Annotated in this window: 20 protein-coding genes and 1 tRNA gene; 15 read left to right on the plus strand and 6 right to left on the minus strand. The window is 65.8% G+C overall.

Annotated elements, in window-relative coordinates; genetic code table 11:
• Window positions 1-7: 7 nt before the first annotated feature.
• From AB5I39_RS16415 to AB5I39_RS16425, 3 genes are all read right to left on the minus strand, one after another.
• Window positions 8-2761 (minus strand): TonB-dependent receptor domain-containing protein, encoded by a 2754-nt coding sequence (locus AB5I39_RS16415; protein WP_404369269.1) that lies wholly within the window; start codon window positions 2759-2761, stop codon window positions 8-10.
• A gap of 78 nt (window positions 2762-2839) precedes the next feature.
• On the minus strand, window positions 2840-4576 hold the full coding sequence (locus AB5I39_RS16420) for a hypothetical protein (protein ID WP_404369271.1): 1737 nt from the start codon (window positions 4574-4576) through the stop codon (window positions 2840-2842).
• A 193-nt stretch (window positions 4577-4769) separates the two neighbouring features.
• Complete coding sequence (locus AB5I39_RS16425; RefSeq protein WP_404369274.1) at window positions 4770-5435, minus strand: prolyl hydroxylase family protein; 666 nt, start codon at window positions 5433-5435, stop codon at window positions 4770-4772.
• 139 nt (window positions 5436-5574) lie between these two features.
• On the opposite strand from AB5I39_RS16425, the gene AB5I39_RS16430 reads away from it, so the two are divergent.
• From AB5I39_RS16430 to AB5I39_RS16495, 14 genes are all read left to right on the plus strand, one after another.
• Complete coding sequence (locus AB5I39_RS16430; RefSeq protein WP_404369277.1) at window positions 5575-6447, plus strand: type II secretion system protein N; 873 nt, start codon at window positions 5575-5577, stop codon at window positions 6445-6447.
• A complete protein-coding gene (gene gspD / locus AB5I39_RS16435) occupies window positions 6444-8651 on the plus strand; it encodes a type II secretion system secretin GspD (protein ID WP_404369280.1) in 2208 nt (735 codons plus the stop codon). The genes AB5I39_RS16430 and gspD overlap by 4 nt, the downstream gene beginning before the upstream one ends.
• A gap of 186 nt (window positions 8652-8837) precedes the next feature.
• The gene (locus AB5I39_RS16440) at window positions 8838-10313 is read left to right on the plus strand and encodes a GspE/PulE family protein (protein ID WP_404369283.1); all 1476 of its coding nucleotides are present in this window, start codon (window positions 8838-8840) and stop codon (window positions 10311-10313) included.
• A 158-nt stretch (window positions 10314-10471) separates the two neighbouring features.
• Window positions 10472-11698: a type II secretion system inner membrane protein GspF gene (gene gspF, locus AB5I39_RS16445; RefSeq protein WP_404369286.1), complete on the plus strand. Its 1227-nt coding sequence runs from the start codon at window positions 10472-10474 to the stop codon at window positions 11696-11698.
• Window positions 11699-11706: 8 nt separating this feature from the next.
• Entirely contained in the window at window positions 11707-12153 is a 447-nt protein-coding gene (gene gspG / locus AB5I39_RS16450) for a type II secretion system major pseudopilin GspG (protein ID WP_404369289.1), read from the plus strand.
• A 6-nt stretch (window positions 12154-12159) separates the two neighbouring features.
• Entirely contained in the window at window positions 12160-12624 is a 465-nt protein-coding gene (locus AB5I39_RS16455; RefSeq protein WP_404369292.1) for a GspH/FimT family pseudopilin, read from the plus strand.
• Window positions 12587-12997, plus strand: coding sequence for a type II secretion system minor pseudopilin GspI (gene gspI / locus AB5I39_RS16460; RefSeq protein WP_404369295.1), 411 nt, complete (start codon window positions 12587-12589; stop codon window positions 12995-12997). Before AB5I39_RS16455 ends, gspI begins: the two co-directional genes overlap by 38 nt.
• Window positions 12994-13626, plus strand: a complete 633-nt coding sequence (gspJ, locus tag AB5I39_RS16465) for a type II secretion system minor pseudopilin GspJ (protein WP_404369298.1) — start codon at window positions 12994-12996, stop codon at window positions 13624-13626. The genes gspI and gspJ overlap by 4 nt, the downstream gene beginning before the upstream one ends.
• Window positions 13610-14599, plus strand: a complete 990-nt coding sequence (gene gspK, locus AB5I39_RS16470) for a type II secretion system minor pseudopilin GspK (RefSeq protein ID WP_404369301.1) — start codon at window positions 13610-13612, stop codon at window positions 14597-14599. Before gspJ ends, gspK begins: the two co-directional genes overlap by 17 nt.
• The gene (gspL, locus tag AB5I39_RS16475; protein ID WP_404369304.1) at window positions 14596-15693 is read left to right on the plus strand and encodes a type II secretion system protein GspL; all 1098 of its coding nucleotides are present in this window, start codon (window positions 14596-14598) and stop codon (window positions 15691-15693) included. Before gspK ends, gspL begins: the two co-directional genes overlap by 4 nt.
• Window positions 15690-16166 carry a type II secretion system protein GspM gene (gene gspM, locus AB5I39_RS16480; RefSeq protein ID WP_404369307.1) on the plus strand — a complete coding sequence of 159 codons (477 nt, stop codon included), beginning with the start codon at window positions 15690-15692 and terminating at the stop codon, window positions 16164-16166. Before gspL ends, gspM begins: the two co-directional genes overlap by 4 nt.
• Window positions 16163-16888, plus strand: coding sequence for a type II secretion system protein N (gspN, locus tag AB5I39_RS16485; protein ID WP_404369310.1), 726 nt, complete (start codon window positions 16163-16165; stop codon window positions 16886-16888). Before gspM ends, gspN begins: the two co-directional genes overlap by 4 nt.
• Window positions 16889-16941: 53 nt before the next feature.
• Window positions 16942-17018: transfer RNA gene (locus AB5I39_RS16490), tRNA-His, on the plus strand.
• 28 nt (window positions 17019-17046) lie between these two features.
• Entirely contained in the window at window positions 17047-18096 is a 1050-nt protein-coding gene (locus AB5I39_RS16495) for a Leu/Phe/Val dehydrogenase (protein WP_404369313.1), read from the plus strand.
• On the opposite strand, the gene AB5I39_RS16500 is transcribed toward AB5I39_RS16495, so the two are convergent.
• A complete protein-coding gene (locus AB5I39_RS16500) occupies window positions 18093-18845 on the minus strand; it encodes an HAD-IIB family hydrolase (RefSeq protein WP_404369316.1) in 753 nt (250 codons plus the stop codon). The genes AB5I39_RS16495 and AB5I39_RS16500 overlap by 4 nt on opposite strands.
• A gap of 116 nt (window positions 18846-18961) precedes the next feature.
• On the opposite strand from AB5I39_RS16500, the gene AB5I39_RS16505 reads away from it, so the two are divergent.
• A complete protein-coding gene (locus AB5I39_RS16505; RefSeq protein ID WP_404369319.1) occupies window positions 18962-19579 on the plus strand; it encodes a tetratricopeptide repeat protein in 618 nt (205 codons plus the stop codon).
• A 76-nt stretch (window positions 19580-19655) separates the two neighbouring features.
• On the opposite strand, the gene AB5I39_RS16510 is transcribed toward AB5I39_RS16505, so the two are convergent.
• Window positions 19656-19925: a hypothetical protein gene (locus tag AB5I39_RS16510; protein ID WP_404369322.1), complete on the minus strand. Its 270-nt coding sequence runs from the start codon at window positions 19923-19925 to the stop codon at window positions 19656-19658.
• A 155-nt stretch (window positions 19926-20080) separates the two neighbouring features.
• Window positions 20081-21490 carry a M20/M25/M40 family metallo-hydrolase gene (locus tag AB5I39_RS16515; protein WP_404369325.1) on the minus strand — a complete coding sequence of 470 codons (1410 nt, stop codon included), beginning with the start codon at window positions 21488-21490 and terminating at the stop codon, window positions 20081-20083.
• Between the last annotated feature and the right edge of the window lie 137 nt (window positions 21491-21627).

Here is a 21627-nt window from a genome sequence, read left to right on the forward strand (position 1 = left end):
CCAACGCTTAGAAGTTCACGCTCAACCCGAAGTTGAAGATCGTGCCGGCGTTGTTGCGGTTGTAATAGACACGGTTCTTCCCGTTCTGCTGATATTCCTGATATTTGGTCCCGGTGATGTTGCGCACTTCGAACTTCATCTCGGTATCCACACCCGCGATTTTGACACCCTGGCGCGCCACGAAATCGAGGTGGATGCCGGGCTCTTCATAGATATCCGGCTGGCCCGACGGCCCACGCCGCGTCACGCGCTTGCTGGCATAGGAGAGCAGGAAGGTCTGCTGCGACAGGTGATCCTTTTCCTCCAGCCCGAACTGCAGGTTGACCAGGTGATCCGACTGGCCGGTCAGCGGCGTGCCGTTGCGGAACAACTGGTTGGCGTTGGTCAGCGACAGCGGATAGGCGTTGATCGGGTCGTTCGGCCCGACCAGGATCTTCGATTTGGTGAAGGTATAATTGGCGATCGCCAGCAGGCGCCGCTTGGTGAAGAAGTCGCTGCCCGACAGCCAGTCCATCGGGAAATATTTCTGCGTCTCGATCTCCGCGCCATAGAGATCGGCCTTGGGCGCATTAGCGAAGCGGTTGGTCAGCGTGTTGCCATTGTCGTCGGCATAGACCTCGATCGGCTTGTCGATCCGCTTGTAGAAGCCCGAGAGCGAGACGCGCTGATCGCGCGCGAAATACCATTCATAGCGCGCTTCGGCATTATAGAGCTGGCTGTCGACCAGCAGCGGGTTGCCCTGCACGGCGGTATTCTGTTCGGGATCGAAATAGGTCTGGAACACGAGCTCGCGGAACTGCGGCCGGGCGATCGTCTTCGATCCGCTGACGCGGAACTGCATATCGGGCGCAAGCTGATAGGTCAGGGTCGCGGCCGGCAGCCAGTAATTGCGGTTGAGGTTCGTCGCCGGCGGCAGGATCGTCGCCGTGGTATAGACCGTCACGGGCGCGACGGTTTGCTTCGCGGTCTCGTATCGCACGCCGAGCGTGGCGCTCAGCTTCGGGGTAATCTGCGCCTGCACCTGGCCGTAAGCGGCGTGGATGCGCAACTTTGCGTCAAAGGTCGGGTTGCCGCCAAGATTGTCCTCGATCCGCACGAAGAAATCCTTGCCCGGGAACGCCGTCACGACCGCCGAACCCAGCAGCAGATCGGGACGCAACAACGTCACCGCCTGCGGTAGCTGACCATTTTGACGGAAGGCGAATTCGCGCACTTCGGTGCGACGCTTCGTGTCGGTGTACGCATAGCCGATCGTCGCGGTGATCCCGGGGCTGATCTTGTATCCGAGATCGACCCCGCCCGCGTACAGGTCTTCGTTCAGGTTCGAAAAGCCGATCGTCGCGCCATTCGGGCGCGCGCCGACGCCGAGCGAGTTGGCGTAGCATCCATTCAGACTGGTGTTGTCACAGGCGAAGTTTGCATCGCGTGCGTAGGTGACGCCGATCTCGTTCGGCGATTCACGTTGCGTATTGGCGTACGTGCCCCGCACATCGAGCGATAGCTCGGGCGTGAGCTTGAACTCGCCCACCAACTGCGTGTCGATCAGCTGCCGTTCGAACCAGGCGGTGTCCTGCTCCTGCACGATGATGTTGGACCCGAAATTCCGGACCGTCGTGCCAACGCCCAGACGAGTTTGCTTCAGCGTGTCGCGAATGTAGAGCGTGGTTTCGCGGATCTTGTTCTGCCCGAATTCGAGGCTGAGCCCGAGCATCCCGTTCACGACGAGGCGGTTGTCGGTGATGACGCGCTCGAAATTGCGGTCGAGCTGCGACAGATCGGTCGAATTCGCCGTCTGCTGCGTGGTATCGCGCGTGCGCCACTTGTTGCTATACCCTGCGGTCGCGATCACGCCGAGGGTCGTGCCGCCCAGATCGAACGACTTGCCGCCGGTGATGTTGGCGCTCCAATTCGGCGGCAATGCCTTGTTGCGCTGGATCACGGCATTGCGACCGTTGATCAATTGCGCGGCGATCGCGGTGTTGTCGGCATTCGACAGCTCGGCGATCTGCTTGCCGCTTTTCAGGAAGGCCGCCAGCAACGGTGCGGTGTTGCGTTGGCCATTGTCGAACCCGGTCCAGTCGCTGGAGCTGCCGAAATAGGTATAGCCGAGCTGGCCCGTGGTAACGGTGTCGAGCCCGATCCCGGCGCCGATCGACAGGAACGGCTTTTTGGGAACCGCCTTGGTCGTCAAATTGATGACGCCGCCGCCGAACTCACCCGGGAAATTGGCCGAATAGGTTTTCTGGACAAGCGATGATGCGATGACGCTGGTCGGGAAGATGTCGAGCGGTACGACGCGCTTGAGCGGTTCGGGGCTGGGCAGCGGCGAGCCGTTGAGCAAGGCGAGCGAGTAGCGATCGCCCAGGCCGCGCACGTAAACGAATCCGTTCCCGACCACGCTGAGCCCCGTCACGCGCGACAGCGATCCGGCGATATCGCCTTCGCCGGTGCGCGCGATGTCGGCGCTCGACAGGACCGAGACGACCTGCGGGGCGGAACGCGCGATGTTGCGATTGCGCTGGCCGGTGACGACGATGTCGGTGTTGCCGCCTGGGACCGAAATCTCGGGTGCGGCGGGTTCGGGCGTGTGCGTCGCAGGCGTGCCCGGGGCACTCGTCTGGTCGGCCGTATCAGCGGGGGAGGAGGGGGCTGGCGCGGCCGAAGTCGGCGCGTTCGGCGAAGCCTGGGCCCGCGCGACCGACGGCGCGATCAGCGCGGATGAAAACAGCAATAGGCTCGCAAAGCTCACTGGCTTCGGCATCGTTAACCCCCTTTAGAAATCCGAAAAGGGGCGGAGCGTCGCACGCGCGACGCCCCGCCCCATGTCACGCAGTCGAGATCAGATCGTCGGCAGCGTGGTGCAATTGCCCGTCAGGCTGGTGCCGAGCGCGGCGGTCGTGCTGTTGCAGGTCCAGCCCTGGTACCACGTATCGGCCGCATCCTTGACTGCACCGATGTAGGTCGTCTTGTCGAAGAAGCCGGCCGGGGTGACGGTGATGCCGTTGAACACACGGCCGTTCAGCGTGGTCTGATCGAACGGTGTCACTGCGGTTTCGTTCGCGCCGTTGATGAACAGGTTGGTCAGCGTCGGCGTGTAGGTCGTCGCATTGTTGTTGGCACCGCCATTGAACAACGCGGCGACGTCGGCGTCGGCCAGCGTCTGGCCGCTGAGCGGCGAGCCGATGAACGGACGCGAGCTCAGGCACTGCATAACGACCGAACGGAACACGGGGGCACCGCTTTCATCGTTAGCCGCAGTTACCGTTGCATCGGCCGTGCGCGAGTCGCTGATGCGCAGACACGAATGCAGCGGGTTGGTCACCAGGATCGAGTTGACCAGCGTATAGTCGGTCGCGCCGCGCAGTAGGATTGCCGCCTGATCGGCATTGCCCGGGCCCGTACGGTCGATGAAAGTCGCGTTCGACACCGTGGTGTTCTGGCGCGGATTGTCGTTGACCGAATTGTTGTCGGTGTCCGCTTCGATCATGGCATCGGCGCCCTGGGCAAGGCTGCCAGCGCGCTGTGCCACGATGACGTACTGGAAGTTCGCCTTCGTGCCCACGTCGGTATCGAGATTGTCGTCTTCGGACGCGATCGACACATAATATTTCATGCCGACATGGCCGCCGAAGAACTCTGCGCCATCGTCCGAGCTGTTGAACGACTGGATATGGTCGAGGACCGTGCCTTCGCCAACGCCCTGTGTGGTGAGCGACTGCAGTTCGGACGCCGCCGACAGGACGAAGCCCGAGTAGCGGATCTGCACATAGCTCATGCGGCCGCTGTTATCGAGATTGTTGGTGCCGCCGTAGAGCGCCGGGTCAACCGCGCCTTCGGTCTGGCGTTCGCAGGAGGTGGTGCCGGCATTGGGCGAGCTGCCATTGGCGAGTGCGGGCGAGCCCGGAACCGCGCAATCGGTGATCTGCGCACGGCCCGAAAGCACGACGCCGCCCCACTGACCCGACGAGCTGTCGGTGTTCAGCCCGAGGACGTTGTCGCGGCTGGTAAAGACGATGGGGGCGGTTGCGGTGCCGACGGCGTTGATCTTGTTGCCGCGATTGACGTTCAGCCAGCTCGCACCCGAAGCGGCATAGATCACCACGCCGGGCTGGATCGTCAGCGTGACGTTCGAATCGGCGGTCAGCGTGCGGCTGGTGCCGTCCGGCTGGGTCACGACGCGGGTGTTGGTCGAACTGAGCGGCGTCGGGCCATTGTCATAGCCGACATCGACACGGCCGGGCAGGAGATACAGCAGGCCAGGGATGCGCGTGAGGTTGGTGCTCGACACGATCCGCGCCGGCAGCGCGCAGACGCGATACGTGCCGGTCGGTCCGGTGATCGTGCCACGGTCGCTCAGCCCTTGCGCATCGGCGATCGTGGGGCAACCCGTTGCCGGGGTGACGAGCGTGGCAGTCGGCGTTGGCGTAGGCGAGGGGGCCGGGGTCGGCGCGGGGTTGTTGATGATGCTGATGTTGCCGCCGGTGCCGGGCGAGGCGATGTCATTCGCGCCGCAACCGCCAAGCGCGGCGATCGACACGGTCGCAATCAACATGCGACGCAAATTCGAATTGGTCATGGTCCCTGTCTCCAGCTCGCTGAACCGCCTGGCTGGCGGCATTCATCAGACGATGCAGTCGCGAGTTGGCTCGCCCCCTCGCATCCTCATCGAGGGGCGCTCTAGGATCGGTATGTGACTCGCTAAGTGACTTTTCGTGACAGATCGGTAGCGGTTGCGTGACAGATTTATGGCGCACGCAACGCGTGGCGTTTCAACTCGCCCAGCCCCAGGGACGTTCGCGAAACCACTTGGTTACGACATATTTGGTTCCGGCGCGGACTTTCATGCCGTGGTGCATCGTCGCTGGATTGAGCGTGCCGTCGGGGCGGCGGTTGTTCCACGCCAGCAGTTTGCCGGTCTCGGGTTTGACGATCTTGTCGATCGCCATGAACCGCGTCGCCCCGCCCGCCGCCGGTTCGTTCAGATAGATCATCACCGTCCAGGTGCGGTTGCCCGCGAAGCCGCAATATTTCTCGAAGTCCAGCCCGTTCGGCTCGAAATAATCGGTGTGCTGCTTGAACTCCTGCCCGACGGCGTAGCGCTGCCCCTGGATCGGCTCGCCATGCACCGGGTCGAGCCCGGTAAACGCCGAAATCCGGGCGTTGAGCGCGATTGTCAGCGGATCGTCGGGCGGAAGGTCGCCGGTCTCGCTGGTGCGATAGGTCGGGTCGCCGTTGAAATCCGAGACCGTGGAGGGACGCCGGGTCGCGTCCACTGCGTCGCAGATCTGCGCGCACATCTCGGCATCGAGGAAATGGCGGCGGATGAACAGCGTCAGCTTGGGGCTCGGCACGCGCTGTACGCCGGGCTGGGCGAGCATATGGGCGACCACCGTTTCGGAAGGGTGGCCCGATCCGAGATTGGGCGCGTGCGTCATTGCTGCTTATTGCCAAAGCGATTGCGGCATTTCCAGCGACTTGGCGTCTGGGCCCGGATATGACGGGCGGCTTCACACGAATGACGCGGGACTGTAACACTCGCCCCCTAGCAGGGTCATGATCGGGGATGGTTGCCGGATGCGGTTGGTTTTGGATGCGCGGGCGCGAGCCATCTTGCGACGCGTACCCGTCACGAAAGTCTATACCGGTGTCGAGCTGTTGCTGATCGCGCTGCTCGCTATTCAATGCGCGCGCCTCGTCTGGGTGGTGATCACGCCGGTCGGTCCGGTCGGCAACTGGAAGCCGGAACAGGCGGGCATCGCCGGTTCTCCGCAAGCAATCCTGCGCAGCTTCGATCCCTTCTTCCTGATCAGCGGCGGTGACGCAGCCGGGCCGAGCGTTGTCACCACGTTGCAACTGACCTTGTTCGGCACCCGGCTCGACGAGGCGCAAGGCGGCGGTTCCGCGATCATCGCCGGGCCGGACGGCGTACAGCAAAGCATTGGCGTGGGGCAGGAAATCATGCCCGGGGTGAAACTCAAATCGGTCGCGTTCGATCATGTGACGATCGACCGTGGCGGCTCTTCCGAAGATCTGTTCATCGTCCAGCCCGATCAGGCACCGGCCGCCCCACCGGCCCCGAACGGCCCCCCGCTGATCGGTGGGGTCGACGCCGCCCCGCCGCCCGGAGCCCCGCCTGCACCGGGCGGCCCGATCGGTGCGCAAGGCATCACCGTTGCTCAGTTGAAGGCCGATGTCGGCTTCATCCCGCGTATCGACAATGGCCGTGTCAGCGGCTTGACCGTGCGCGCTCAGGGCTCGGGCGCGGCGTTTCGCGCGGCGGGGTTGCGCGACGGCGACGTCGTGACGCAGATCGGCGGGCGACCGGTCAGCGGCCAGGCCGATATCGAGCGGATCGCCACACAATATGCCAAAGGCGGCGTGCTATCGACCACGGTCGAGCGCGGCGGCAATACCATTCCACTTGCCATCACGATTGCGGGGCCATGAAGAAACTAATACTCGGCCCGTTGCTGGCCCTGACATGCGTAGGCACCGCGCTGGCGCAGACGTCGATGAACGTGCGCGATGCCGATATTCGCGCCTTCATCGCCGATGCCGCGCGCGTGACCGGGCGGACCTTCATCATCGACGCGCGCGTGAGCGGCAAGGTGACGGTGGTGACCGATCACCCCGTCTCCAAATCCGAATATTTCGAGATTTTTCTGTCGACGCTGCGCTCGAACGGCCTGATCGCCGTGCCGACCGGCAATGGCGCGTTCCGCATCCAGCCGGTCGATAACGCCGCCGCACAGCCGAGCCGCGTCGGCGCGCGCGGGGCGCAGTCGAACAGCTTCGTCACCGAAGTGGTGCGCTTGCGCTCGATCGAGGCTTCGACCGCGGTCGATACGGTGCGCGGGCTCGTCTCGGCGCAAGGCTCGGTCACCGCGAACCGCGGCGGCAACAGCCTCGTGATCGTCGATTTCGCCGACAACATCCGCCGCGTGCGAGAGGTGCTGCGCCGGATCGACGCGGATACCTCCTCGACCCGCGTCATCGCGCTGAAAAATGCCGGCGCACGCGAGATCGCCACGGCGCTTCAGGCGCTCACCGGGCAGGGCGGCGGCGGGGCAGGGGGCGCCGGTCCCTCGACCGGGGTCAGCGTCGTCGCGATCGCCAGCTCCAATTCGGTCGCGATCCGTGGCGATGCCAACTCCGTCGCGCGGCTCGCCGCCGTCGCGGAGGATCTCGATCGGCGCGCTAAGAACGGCACCGAGATCAAGGTCATCTTCCTCGAAAACGCCGATGCCGAGCAGCTCTTGCCCGTGCTGCAGCAACTCGTCGGACAGACCCCGTCGCCGATCACCAATCAACAGCTTTCGGCCTCGACCTTCGGCAGCAACAGCAACCAGCAATCGAGCGGCAGCGGGTTTCAGCCGACCGCGCGTTCCGCACCCGTCCAGACCGCGCAGCAGGATGTCGGCGGCAGCGGCGGCCAGCAGGGGCAGGCGGCGATTACCGCCGGCGGCCGCTCGGCCTCGGTCGTGACCCGCTTCGTCGGCGCCAATGCGATCGTGATTGCCGCGCCCGCCGAGGTGCAGCGCCAACTCGCCGACGTCGTGCGCCAACTCGATACCCGTCGCGAGCAGGTGCTGGTCGAGGCGATCGTCGCCGAAGTGTCCGATCAAACCGCCAGCCAGCTCGGCGCGCAATTCGCGATCGCCAATATCAAGGGCGGCGTGTTCGCGGCATCGAGTTTCCAGAACACCGCGCCGAGCCTCCTCACCATCGCCGGTGCGATCGGCGCGCGCGAACTCAGCACGACGACCACGACGATCAACGGCAGCACCGTCACCACCAGCACCAACAGCGCCGCCAGTGATTCGCTGCAGCAATCCGCGCTGCAATCGATCCTCGGCGCAAGCGGCGGTTTCGGCGGCTGGGCTGGCAAGATCGGCGACACGGTGTTCGGGTCGATCATCAACGCGGTGAAGAGCGACACGACTTCCAACCTGCTGCAAGTCCCGCATCTCGTCATGCTCGACAATCAGGAGGCGCACAGCCTGGTGGGCCAGGAAATCCCGATCACGACGGGCCAGGCGCTGTCGACCAATTTCGACAACGCCTTCCGCACCACCCAGCGCGAGAACGTCGGCATCGAGCTGACCGTGCGCCCGCAGGTCAATTCGAGCGGCACGGTGAAGCTGAACCTCCGGCTCGAGGTCAGCTCGATTGCCGGGCCGGTGTCGAGCGACAATAGCGACCTGATCCTCAACAAGCGGGAGGTCGAAACCGTCCGCACCGTCGACGATGGCGACATCGCGGTGATCAGCGGCCTGCTAGACGACAATGAGCGCCGTACGATCGAGAAAATCCCGCTGCTCGGCGACATTCCGGGCCTCGGCAATCTGTTCCGGTCCAAGGCCAAGTCGCGGACCAAGACCAATCTGATGATCTTCATCCGCCCGACGATCCTGCGCAGCGCTGACGACAGCCGCAAGCTGACCGAACAGCGCTACGGCTATCTGCGCCTGCAGCAGGGCCTCGCCTCGCCGAACGAGGAGCCATCGATCGATCAGCTCGTGCGCGATTATCTCGGCACCACGCCGCCCATTCCGAGTGCGCCGGTGCCCGGCAATATCGAGGACCCGCGGATCTCGGTGCCGATTCAGCGCAGTTCGAGCACGGTCATAAAGACGAAGCGGAGCCGGTAAGGTGGAGATCGAGCCAGGCGCGGCGACTTCTTCTCCCCCTCCCGCTTGCGGGAGGGGCTGGGGGAGGGCAGCGCAACAAGCACAATCGCATTCGGAGCGTCCCCTCCCCCGCCCCCTCCCGCGAGCGGGAGGGGAGTCGAAATCCCCAACGTCACCATCCCCTACGCCTTCGCCCGGCGGTTCGGCGTGGTGCTCGACCCCGGCTCGGACTCGCATTTCGCCGTGGCGATGCGGGAAGGGGCCGATCCCAAGGTGCTGCTCGAACTGCGCCGCCACCTCGCGCGCCCGTTCGACGTCGGCTTCGTGACGGCAACCGAATTCGACCGGCTGCTGTCCGAAGCCTATGCGATGGACGGGCAAGCTGCGGCGATGGCGGCCGGTACGCTCGGCCTCGGCGATGAGCTCGACATGCTCGCCGATCATTTGCCCACCGCCGATGATTTGCTCGACACCGCCGATGATGCCCCTGCGATCCGCCTGATCAACGGCATCATCGCCGATGCCGCGCGCAATGGCGTGTCGGACATCCATATTGAGCCGTATGAAACTGGCCTCGTCGTGCGGATGCGGATCGACGGCGTGCTGCGCGAGACACTGCGGATGCCGCCGCACGTCGCGCCGGTGGTGGTCAGCCGCGTGAAGGTGATGGCACGGCTCGATATTGCCGAACGGCGCGTGCCGCAGGACGGGCGCATCGGCCTGACGCTCGGCGGCAAATTGCTCGACGTGCGCGTGTCCACGCTGCCGTCCCGGGCGGGCGAGCGCGTCGTGCTGCGTATTCTCGACAAGGAAAATGCCGGGATCACGCTCGACGTGCTCGGCATGTCGCCGACGATCAACCACTTGCTCAAGGAAGCGATTACCGAGCCCAACGGCATCATCCTCGTCACCGGGCCGACCGGATCGGGTAAAACCACGACGCTCTATGCCGCGATGCGCCTGCTCAACGATGGCAGCCGCAATATTCTGACGGTCGAGGACCCGGTCGAATATGCGATGGAGGGGATCGGTCAGACGCAGGTCAATCCCAAGGTCGGGCTGACCTTCGCCGCGGGCCTTCGCGCGATCCTGCGCCAGGATCCCGACGTGGTGATGGTCGGCGAAATCCGCGATCGCGAGACGGCGGAGATCGCGGTGCAGGCGTCGCTCACCGGGCATCTCGTGCTCTCCACCGTCCACACCAATGACGCGGTCGGCGCGATCACGCGAATGCGCGACATGAAGGTCGAGCCGTTCCTGCTCGCCTCTACGCTCCGCGCGGTGATCGCGCAGCGGCTGGTGCGGCGGCTGTGCGACAATTGCCGCAAGCCGGTGCAGGCGGAAGGCTCGGTCTCGGCCTTGCTCGGCTTCGATTCGGGCACGATCGTCTATGAGGCGGTCGGCTGCGAAATATGTCAGGGCACCGGCTTCAAGGGCCGCGTCGGCGTCTATGAAGCGATCCGCATCGACGAGACGATTCGCCGCATGATCAACGAAGGCGGCGACGAAGCGCTGATCGCGCGCCACGCCTTCCTCCACGCGCCCACGCTCGGCGGCGCGGCGCGGCAGCTCGTTCGCGACGGCATCACCACGCCGGAGGAAGCCGTCCGTGTCTCGCGCCGCGACATGGCGGATGCCGAAGCGCCGATGGTGCTGCCGGAGCCCGAAGCGGCCGATGGCTGATTTCTTTCTTCTTGCTCCCCTCCCCGGAAAGGAGGGGCTGCCCGATCAACTCCCCTCCCTGGAAGGGAGGGGCGGGGGGTGGGTCGGCCCGTGGCAGCGGTTGACCTCTCTTCGCACCAACCCACCCCCGACCCCTCCCTTCCAGGGAGGGGAAATAAGTGGCTGACTTCGATTACCTCGTGATCGACACCAAGGGCCGCGAGGTGCGCGGGCATATCGCCGCGCCCTCGATCGACGAGGCGCGCTCGGCGCTCGATCGGCGGCGGCTGTATGTCGTCAAGGTCGAACCCGGCTCGGGCCGCCCGGCGAAGGGAAAACCGCTGCTGTCCGATCTGCGGATCGGCCGCGCGAAGATGAGCACCAAGCAGTTGACGCTCTTCACGCGCCAGCTCGCCACGCTCAACCGCGTGTCCCCGCTCGAAGAGTCGCTCCGCACGATCAGCCGCCAGACCGAACAGGAGCATGTCCGCGCGATCGTCGATTCGGTCCATGCGGGCGTGATGGAGGGGCGCCGCCTGCACGAGGCGATGGCGCGCGAGGGGAAGAGCTTCCCGCCGCTCTACCGCGCGATGGTGTCGGCGGGCGAAAGCTCTGGCTCGCTTCCTGTGATCCTCGAACGCTTGTCGGTGCTGCTCGAACGACAGGCCGAGATGAACGGCAAGATATTGACCACGCTCGCTTATCCGTCGGTACTGGCGGTGGTGGCGATGGCGGTGGTGACCGCGCTGATGGTGTTCGTCGTGCCCCAAGTGGTCGAACAATTCGACACGGTCGGGCAGGAATTGCCCTTCCTCACCCGCGCCGTGATGGGGGTGTCAAGCTTCCTTGTCAGCTACTGGTGGGTGCTGCTTGTGGGTGGCACTTTCGCAACTTTCGGCCTGTGGCGCGCGCTCAAGAACCCGCGCATCAAGCTGGCGTTCGACAGCCGCATCCTCAAGCTCCCGCTGCTTGGCCGCCTCCTGCGCGATCTCCACGCCGCACGCATGGCCCGCACGCTGGCGACGATGGTCGCAAGCCGCCTGCCGCTGCTCGAGGGGCTGACGCTTACCGGCGGGACGATCCACAACCTCCGGCTGAAACAAGCCTCGGACGAGATCATCGACGCGATCCGCGGCGGCGGCAGCCTCTCGGCGGCGATGCGGCGGACCGGCGTATTCCCCCCGCTGCTGACCTACCTCGCCGCCTCGGGCGAGACGGCCGGGCAGCTCGACGATATGCTGGAACGCGCCGCCGACTATCTCGAACGCGAGTTCGACCGCTTCACCACGACGGCGCTGTCGCTGCTCGAACCGCTGATCATCGTCGTGATGGGCGGTGTCGTCGCGACGATCGTGCTATCGATCCTGCTCCCGATCCTGCAACTCAACACGCTTGCCGGACAATGAGGTCTGCTATGTCCCAATCCCCTGCTACCACCCGCGTCCGCCCGTCCGAACAGGGCTTCACGCTGATCGAACTGATGGTGGTGATCGTCATCCTCGGACTGCTCGCCGCGATCGTCACGTTCAACGTCCTGCCGCTCGGCGACCGCGGCAAGATTACCAAGGCCAAGGCCGACATCTCGACGATCGAAAGCGCGCTCGATCTCTACAAGCTGCAGAATGACGGCTATCCGTCGAATACCGACGGGCTGCAGGCGCTGGTGTCGCCGCCAGCCGATGCCGATCCGGCCAAATATCAGCGCGGCGGCTACATCAAGAAACTGCCGCAGGATCCGTGGGGCCGCCCGTATCTCTATGCCGCACCGGGCGAGCATGGCGAGGTCGATGTCTGGACTCTCGGCGCCGACAAGAAGCCGGGGGGCGAGGGCCCCAATGCCGACATCGGAAACTGGCAATAACACCCGATGCGGCACCACCGCGCCCCGGCCCGCGAGAGCGGTTTCACGCTGATCGAGCTGATGATCGTGATCACGATCATCGGCCTGGCGAGCGCGGCGGTGGTGCTTGCCTTGCCCGATCCGCGCGGTCGCCTGCAGGACGAGGCTGAGCGCTTCGCCGCCCGCGCCCGTGCCGCGCACGATCTTGCAATCGTCACCGCGCGCCCGATCAGCGTGTGGGTCTCGGCGGGCGGCTATGGTTTCGATGAACGGCGCGACGGTGCCTGGGTCGCGATGGCCGATCGCCCGTTGCGCGTCACGCAGTGGAGCAAAGGTACGCGCGCGGAGCCGAGCACAAGCGCCACGCGTGATCGGCTGTTGTTCGATCCGACCGGTATTGCGGACCGGCCGCTCGACGTAACGCTCGCGCGCGCTGATCAGACGGTCGTGATCCATGTGGGCACCGACGGCAAGGTCCGCATCGGTGGATAAACCGTCGCTCCCCGAACAGGGTTTCACCCTGATCGAGATGATGGTCGCGCTAGCGGTGTTCAGCCTGGCCGCGCTCGCCCTGATCCGGCTGGAAGGCGCAACGATCCGGGGCGCGGGGGCGCTCGACACGACGCTGATGGCGCAGATGGTCGCGCGCAACGTGGCGTATGAAGCGCTGACCGACGCCCGTGCGCCCGCGATCGGCATTGCGAATGGGGCTGACGTGAACGGCGGCAGGCGCTGGAGCTGGACCCGCGTGACGCAACCGACCGGCGACACGCGCATCCTGCGCATCACCGTGTCGGTGACCGATGCAAGCGGCCGGACCTCCGGGCAACTCACCGTGGTGCGCGACGGGGCGACCAAACAATGACGCGCTCGCCCGCGCCGCGTGAGGCCGGCTTCACGCTGGTCGAGGTGATGATCTCGCTGCTGATCTTCGGCTTGCTCGCCGCCGCCGGGGTCGCGTTGCTGTCATTCGCGGTGCGCGCGCAGGGGGCGACGGGCGTAAAGCTCGAGCACGTCTCCGCGATGAATCGGCTGACCTCGATCCTGACCGCCGACCTGGCGCAGGCGTCGATCCGCCAGACACGCGGGCTGGGCGGCGAGGTGCTGCCCGTCTTCACCGGCGAATCGGGCGCGAACGGGACCACGATGTTGCGGTTTGTGCGCGACGGGTGGAGCAATCTCGACGGCGCGCCACGTGCGTCAGAGCAAAAGGTCGAATATGCGATCGTCGATGGCGCGCTGGTGCGGATCGCCTATCCGATGCTCGATGGTGCCGCGCCGCTGCCGCCGACCGCGATGCTCGACCATGTCCGCCAGATCGCGCTTCGCTACCGCATCAACGGCGCGTGGAGCGACCGTTGGACCGGAACGCCGCAATTCCCGGTGCCCGCCGCGCTCGAACTGCGGTTGCAAACCGACGATGGCGTCGAGACGCGGCAAATGTTTCTGGTCGGCACCGGTTATGGAAAGCGAGTCGATGCCGCGGCGCGCTGACCCGCACTCCGAGCGCGGGGCGGCTTTGCTGACCGTGTTGCTGCTCGTCGCGGTCATTGCGGTTCTGGCCGGGACCGCGCTGGAAAAGCTCCGGCTGGCGACCCGGCTCGGCAGCAACGCCGTCGCGCTCGATCAGGCGCGCGCTTATTCCTACGCCGCGGAAACGCTGGCAGTGGTGAAGGTGACCGATCTGCTGCTGAAGGCCGAGGATAAGGTCACGCTGCAAGGGGATTGGAGCGGCAAGCGCATACCCTTGCCAGTGCCCAATGGCCGTGCGAGCGCAGTCGTGGTCGATGGCGGCAATTGCTTCAACCTCAATAGCCTCGTGACCGAAACGGGGCCGGGGGTGTACGCCGCCTTCACGCCGGCACGGATCCAGTTCGCGCGGTTGATCCGGTTGGTCGATCCCGCGGCGCGTTCCCCCGATGCGATCGCCGCCGCTGCGTCCGACTGGATCGACACCGATTCCGACGCGATCCAGGATGGGGCCGAAGACGGCGCTTATGCGGGCGGCAAGCTGGGGTATCGCACTGGCAACACGCTGATGCGCGATCCGAGCGAGCTGCGCGCCGTCGCCGGTGTTTCGCGCGCGGATTATGACAAGCTCCGCCCGTGGATTTGCGCGCTGCCGGTCGCGGCGCCGTCGAAGATCAACGTCAACACCATCCTGCCCGAACAGGCGCCGCTGCTGGCGATGTTGCGCCCCAATCTGGCGGTGGAGGCCGTGCGTCAGGCGCTGCTGCGCCGCCCGCCGCAAGGTTTCAACGCGACCGCAGGTTTCTGGTCGCAACCGATCATCACCGGCGCGGGCGCGTCGGACGATGCGGCGGGGCAGACCGATATCAAGTCGATGTGGTTCTCACTGCAGGTCGATGTGGCGATCGACGGGGCGATCCTGCAACAAACCGGGCTTATCGACGCGTCGGTGCTTCCCGCGCGGCTCGTATCGCGGCAATGGGGCGAGCGAACATGAACGACACACTCGTCCTTTTCCTGCCCGCGCAGGACGTGCCGTGGCGCTGGCTGCGGATTGCCGACAATGTCGTGTCGGCGCGGGGTGAGGGCTTCCCCGCGCTGAGCGAAGCGCGCGAGAATGCGCATGTCGCGGTTGTGCCCGCCGACGCCGTGACGCTGCACTGGGCCGAACTGCCCGATCGGTCACTGGCGCAATCGGTGACCGCCGCGCGGATCCTGGCGGCGGAGGCGAGCGCGACCCCGATCAGCGAACTGCACGTCGCGGTCGGGCGTGAGGGCAGCAACGCCGAACGGCCGATCGGCGTGGTCGCCACGACGCAGATGCAGGCGTGGCTCGCCGAGCTTGCCGCAAATGGCGTCGATCCCACATTGGTTTTACCAGCTCCGATGCTGCTGCCCCGGCCCGAATCGGGTTATGTCCGCGCCGATCTCGGTGGGGCAGGGGTGGTGCGTGGCCCGACCAGCGGCTTTGCCGACGAGGCGCGGCTGACCGAACTCGTCACCGGCGGCGCGGCGCCCGAGGTGATGCCGCGCGACGCAGTCGAAGCGGCGATCGTGGCCGCCGTCGCGGATCCAGCACTCGATCTCCGGCAGGGCGCGTTCGCGCGGCGCACCAGCATCGCGATCGATTGGGGTCTGGTCCGCCGCCTCGCCTGGTTGAGCGTTGCCATCTTTGCCGTTTCGATCCTGATCACCGCCGCGCAACTGTTCATCTATTCCAGCGCCGCCGACGAACTCGAACGCCGCGCCGATCTGCTGGCGCGTACCGGTCTGTCGCGTGGCGAGGTGGTGAATGATGCCGACCGGCAACTGACCGCGCGGATTGAGCGGTTGCGCGGCGGCGGCATGGGTTTCAGCCGCACGGCTGCCGCCGTCTTCGGTGCGATTCGCGCGACACCCGGAACCGAGGCGCGCACGCTGTCCTTCGACCCGGCCGGCGCGATGCGTGTCACGGTCGGTGTTCAGAACGAAGGCCAGATCCTGCAGATCCAGCGCAATCTCGATGCGGCGGGTTTCAATGCCACGCCGATGGGCCAGTTCCAGTCGAGCGGCGGTCGCCTGTCTGGAGACATCATGGTGAAGCCGCGATGACCGAGCAATTCCTGACCTGGTTCCGCGCCCGTACGCAGCGGGAGCAATATATGGTGGCGGGCGGCGCCGTCGCGGTGGCGCTGGCCCTGCTGTATTTCCTCATCGTCCCCCTCAACGATGCGCTTGCCTCGGCCAAGGCGCGGCATGCCGATGCGGTGATCGCGCTTGGCGAGACGCAGGCGCGCGTCGATGCGGTGAAGGCGCTGCAAGCGGACCGCGCCGGCCCGCTCGACGCCCCGCTCGAATCGGTGATTCGGACGCGGGCCAATGACGCCGGCTTCGCGCTGACCAACGTGACGCCGCAAGGCAGCGATCATGTACAGTTGGCAATCGCTTCAGCGCGGCCCGGCGCGCTGATCGGCTGGATCGCGGGGCTGGAGGCGTCGGGCATTCTGGTCGATCGACTCGCCACGATCGACAATGGTGATCGCACCGTGTCGGTACAGATGACCGTGAAGGCGCAGGGGCAATGACCCGCTTCCGCCTCACCACGGGCCCACTCGCCCTGTTCGGGGCGGTGTTCGTCATCGCGCTCATCGTCTTGCTGCCGCTGCGGCTCGTGCTCGGCCAATTCGATCTGGCGCGCACCGGCTTTGCCGCGCGCGAGGCGACCGGCAGCGTCTGGTCCGGGGCGCTGCGTGAAACTGCCGTCGGCAGCATCGCGCTTGGCGACATGGGGGCGGCGCTGTCGCCTTGGCCGCTGTTCGTCGGGCGCGCGCGAGTCGATCTGGCGGGCCACTCGACCACCACGACGCGGGCTGTGCATGGTGCGGTGAGCGTATCGCGCCATAGCGTCGGCGTGGACGACATGACCGCCGTGCTGCCCGGCGGAGCGGTGTTCGCGCGTTTTCCGGTCAGCGGGCTCGATCTCGACGACGTCAGCGTGCGTTTTACTGACGGCAATTGCGAGAAGGCCGAGGGGCGCGTGAAGGCGACGCTCGGTCGCGATATCGCGGGAATCAACCTGGCGCAGGGCTTGTCGGGCACGGCGCGCTGCGACGGCGGCGCGTTGTTGCTACCGCTCGCCAGCCAGTCGGGCACCGAACAGGCGCTGGTGCGAATCTGGCAGAATGGCCGGTTCCGCGCCGAGTTGAGCGTGCGCCCGATCGACCCCGCCGCCGCGACACAGCTTGAGATGAGCGGCTTTCAACAGACCGCGCGCGGGCATGTTCTCACCGTCGAAGGCAAATTCTGACGCAGCATTCTTGACGCTGGCCCCTGCGGACCGCTAGGGGCGCTTCCTCTGCGGCGATCGTAGTTCAATTGGTTAGAGCGTCGGCTTGTGATGCCGGATGTTGCGGGTTCAAGTCCCGTCGGTCGCCCCACTTCTTTTTCAGCCAGGAAATCAACATCGTGACGACCGGATGGGGCTTTGCCGATTTCGACGATCATGAGGGCGTGCACCTCTTCACCGACCCGGCCTCCGGGCTGCGGGCCGTGATCGCGATCCACTCGACCAAGCTTGGTCCGGCGGCGGGTGGTGTGCGGTTCTGGCATTATGCCGATAGCGACCGCGCGATCACCGATGCGCTGCGTCTGTCGCGGGGTATGAGCTTCAAGAATGCGATGGCCGATCTGCCGATGGGCGGCGGCAAGGGTGTCGTGCTGGCGGCAAAGCCGGGCGATGTCATCACGCCGGCGCAATTGGAGGCGTTCGGCCGTGCGGTCGAGTCGCTCGGTGGTCGTTATGTGACGGCGGAAGACGTCGGCATGTCCGAAGACAGCATGAAGACGATCGCGACGGTGACCAAGCATGTGTCGGGCCTGCCCGTCGCGGCGGGCAGCGCGGGCGGCGATCCTGGTCCTTCGACCGCGATGGGCGTCTATCTCGGCGTCAAGGCGGCCGCGCAGCGCGGTCTCGGTGCGACCGACATGAAGGGCGTGCATGTCGCGATCCAGGGCGTGGGCAGCGTCGGCGGTGGGTTGGCTCGGTTGCTGGCGAAGGACGGCGCGCGCCTGACGCTGGCCGATGTGAATGCCGATCGTGCCAAGGCGCTGGCTGAAGAGCTTGGTGCTGCGACTGTGGCGGCGGATGCCGTTCTGGCAATCGAGGCCGATGTGGTGAGCCCGAATGCACTCGGCGCGGTCCTTACCCCCGATTCAATCGCGGCACTGCGCACAAAGGTGGTCGCGGGCGGCGCGAACAACCAGCTCGAGACCAAAGCCGAGGGCGCCGCGTTGCAAGAGCGCGGCATCCTCTACGCGCCCGATTATGTGATCAACGCCGGCGGCATCATCAACGTCGGGTTGGAATATCTCGGTCGGGGCGACCGTGCCGAGGTCGAAGCCCGGATCGCGCGCATTCCGGACCGGTTGGTCCAGGTGTGGGACGAAAGCGATCGTACCGGCGCACCCGCGTCCGACGTCGCCGATTCGATCGCGCTGCGCCTGATCGGCCGCTAACGCACGGGCAGGCAGGCGACCATCGCCCCGACCGCGGTGATCGTCTCCTGAACGTCGCGGACTTTCAGCGTGTCCATGCCTGCGGCCCGGACCGCATCGTCATTGCCGCCCGGGTAGATTGCGTCGCCCAGAAACAGCATGTCCGTGGTCGGGATACCCGAATTCTCGGCCAGGCGACGCATCGCATAGGCCTTGTCGATCCCGGCGTGAGTGATGTCGAGCGAGGTCGACCCGCCGATGTTGACCGAAAGATCGGGCAGGGCAGCGCGCAGCGAGACCTGCAATGCCTTGCGCTTGGCGAAATCAGGGTCCCACGCCTTCTTGGCGTCGAGCGGCGCTTCCTGCCCCAGCCCGGAGAAGGTGATCTGGCTGCCGCGATCCTCGACCCGCTCACCCCAGATCTTTTCATCCGCCAGCCCGGCGCTGGCGAGCGCATCGTCGATCGACCGCAGGATGTGATCGCGCTCTTCTGGCTTGAAAATCTCGGCATAGATCGCGCGCCATTCACCGCCTTCGAAACGATAGAGCTTGGTGCCTGTGGTAGGCATGATGAACAGCCGCTCGACGCGCGCCGCCGACGGCATCGCTCCGATGACCTGCTTTTCGAATTGCGGCCAATCTCCGCCCGAAATCACCGCAACAGTGACGCGGTCGAGCAGTTGCGCGAGCAGGCCGGCCATTTCGGGCTCGATCCGCTGTTTGCTCTCGGCCAGCGTGCCGTCCAGATCGAACGCGATCAACGATTTCATCTTGGGATTCCTTGATTTCGGTCCGCGCCTAACGCGCGCACGGCAGCGACGGTTGCACTTATACGGACGCACAAAAGCGCCTACACCGACGTCATGAAAACATTTGGCTCCGCGCGGTGAATGGTTGGATATCCCTGGCGCTGATCGCGGGCCTCACCGCGTTCGCGTTTGCCTGCGCCCGTGCCGGTCGGCTGCTGTGGGGCGGCGTGATTGCGGCGTTATCGCTGGGGACGGGGGGCTACGCGCTGCAGCAACATGCCAGCTGGCCCAGCCGCCTGGCGCGGCCGGATCGCAACTCGGTCGTGATTGATCCCACGACAATCGCGCTACGCGGCGCGATGCTGGGGCAGTTCACCGGCGACGGTGCCTATCTCATCGCGTCCGACGCTCTGATGCGCGGCGGCAATCGGCCGAGTGGCGCACGGGTCGTGGCGATGGGCCTGAACGCCTATCCGCGCAGCCTGACACTGTGGACCGGCTACGGCACTGCGATCGCGCAGCATGACGGCACGGTATCGCCCGCCGCCGTCTTCGCGTTCGACCAGGCGACGCGGCTCGCGCCCGCACACCCCGCACCACCCTATTTCCGCGGGCTGGCCTATGCGGAAAGCGGCGATTTTGGCGCGGCGCGGCGCTATTGGCTTCTCGCTCTCGCGCTGACGCCACCGGAGGCGCCGTATCGCAGCATCATCGCCGATCAGATTGCCACGCTCGACGCCGTCGCCCCGCAATAGTGCATGAAAAAGGGCGCTCCCCGGCAGGGGAACGCCCAATTTCTAGCAGTTTGGGGCACGGCGCCCCGAAACAGCCTTACTTGGTGACGTTGTCGGCCTTCGCCTCGCCCGCGTCGCGGACGTTGTCAGCCGTATCGCGCATTGCGTCGGCCTTGTTTTCCATCATGTCAGACGCCACTGCGTTCGACGAGTTGTCGGCCATATCGTCCATGATCGCGGCATTGTTGTCGATGCCGTCGGCGATCATGTCGGCGTTGTTCTCGATCGCAGCAGCTTGCGGGTTCTTGTTGCACGCGGCGAGCGACATCAGGCCAGCGGCTACGAGAACAAGGGCGGTCTTCTTCATGCAATTGCTCCCAAGCAATAAAAATGTTCGAAGCAGCCCAATGCCGCTGCGAAGCGGGGCGACATAACGTCCTGCTTGGGTGCGTCAATCGCCAAACCGCCGCAAAGTTCCGTCGCTGCCACGATTCCGCCGTATTTGCGACGAGTTGAGTTTGCTCACTTCTTCGGCGGTACCGGACCCATCGCTTCGGGCGCATCGGCCACCACCGCGAGCATCGCCGTCCAGGCCGCGACATTCTGGCGCAACTGTTCGGGATCGATCCGGTCGAGCGTGTCTTCCGGCGTGTGGTGGTAATCGAAATAGCGCAGGCCCGACTGGTTGAGGTCGATCGCAGGCACGCCGGTGCGCAGCATCGGCCCGACGTCGGTGCCGTCGCCGCCGACGCCAGAACCGCGCACGACTCCGATCGGTGCCAGCGCGACGGCCAGTCGATCGGCAATCGGCTTGGCGGACTCGGGCAGATTGACTTCGAACCGCCAGACCCGATCAGCGCCGAAATCCAATTCGGCGGCCAGCGCGTGCGGTTCCCCGGCATGGGCCTTGGCGTAAGCCATCCCGCCCAGCCCGCCGGTTTCCTCATCGCCGAACCACACCACCCGGATCGTACGGCGGTGTTTGCCCGCATCCATCAGGCGCTTGGCCGCGGCAGCCGTGATCGCAACGCCCGACGCATCATCGATCGCCCCGGTACCCAGATCCCAACTGTCCAGATGCCCGCCGATCAGAATCGTGCCCGCCGCCGGGTCGGTGCCCGGCACTTCGGCGATAACGTTGCCGGAGGTGCGTGTCGGCGCGACCGTAGGAGTTAGCGTCAGATGCAGCGTGACCGGCTTGCCGAGCTTGACCATACGTTCGAGATTTTCGGCGTCCGCCACCGACAGCGCCGCCGCCGGGATCGGCTTCACCCCCGGCGCGAAATTGGTGTTGCCTGCATGGGGGCCACGGCCGTGATCGGTGCCGATCGAACGGATGACGATCGCGGCAGCCCCCTTGCTCGCCGCGATATTCGGCCCGACGAAGCGCGCCGCGCCTTGTGAGCCGTAGCTGGAACCGTCCTGCGTCGGCTGCATCGCGTTCGACACGAAGGCGATCTTGCCGGTCAGGGTACCTGCCGGCGCGAGCAGCAGGTCGTTGAAGCTCGCGAAGTAGGCGACCGGCAGCGTCAGCCCCTCGGGCGGGGTCGCGCCCGAATTGCCGAGCGCGGTCAGGCGCAGCGGCTGCGGGTAGGGGGCAACGACCTCGGCTGCTTCGGCACCGCGCACCCAGACGTTGGTCAATTCATACGGCTCGATCCGCACGTTCTTGAAACCCAGCGCCTTGAGCTTCGCCACCGACCATTGCCGCGCGCGTTCCTGCTGCGGCGATCCGTCGGGGCGCGGGCCGATCTCCGTGGTGAGCCCCTCGACGATGTCATAGGCGACATCGTCCTTCAGCGCCGCATCGCGCAGTTTCGCGACCGATGGATCAACCACTGCGGCGGGCGGAGCGGCGCGCTGTGCCGCGGCGGGGGCGGCGATCGCGAGGGCGGAGAGAGCGACGGCGGCTAGCATGGCTTTTTTGGTCATGTGCCAGGGGTTATAGGCCAAAACAGCGTTTGCCAATCCACCCGGCGGGGCCGATTTAACCCGGCGAACCCCGTTCGATCCCGCCGCCTTATGCGCTCGCGCGTTGCGTTTGGCGCGCCCGGTGGCTACATCGCGCG

The sequence above is a fragment of the Sphingomonas sp. MMS24-J45 genome, assembly GCF_044881195.1.
In the GTDB taxonomy this organism is placed as follows: domain Bacteria; phylum Pseudomonadota; class Alphaproteobacteria; order Sphingomonadales; family Sphingomonadaceae; genus Sphingomonas.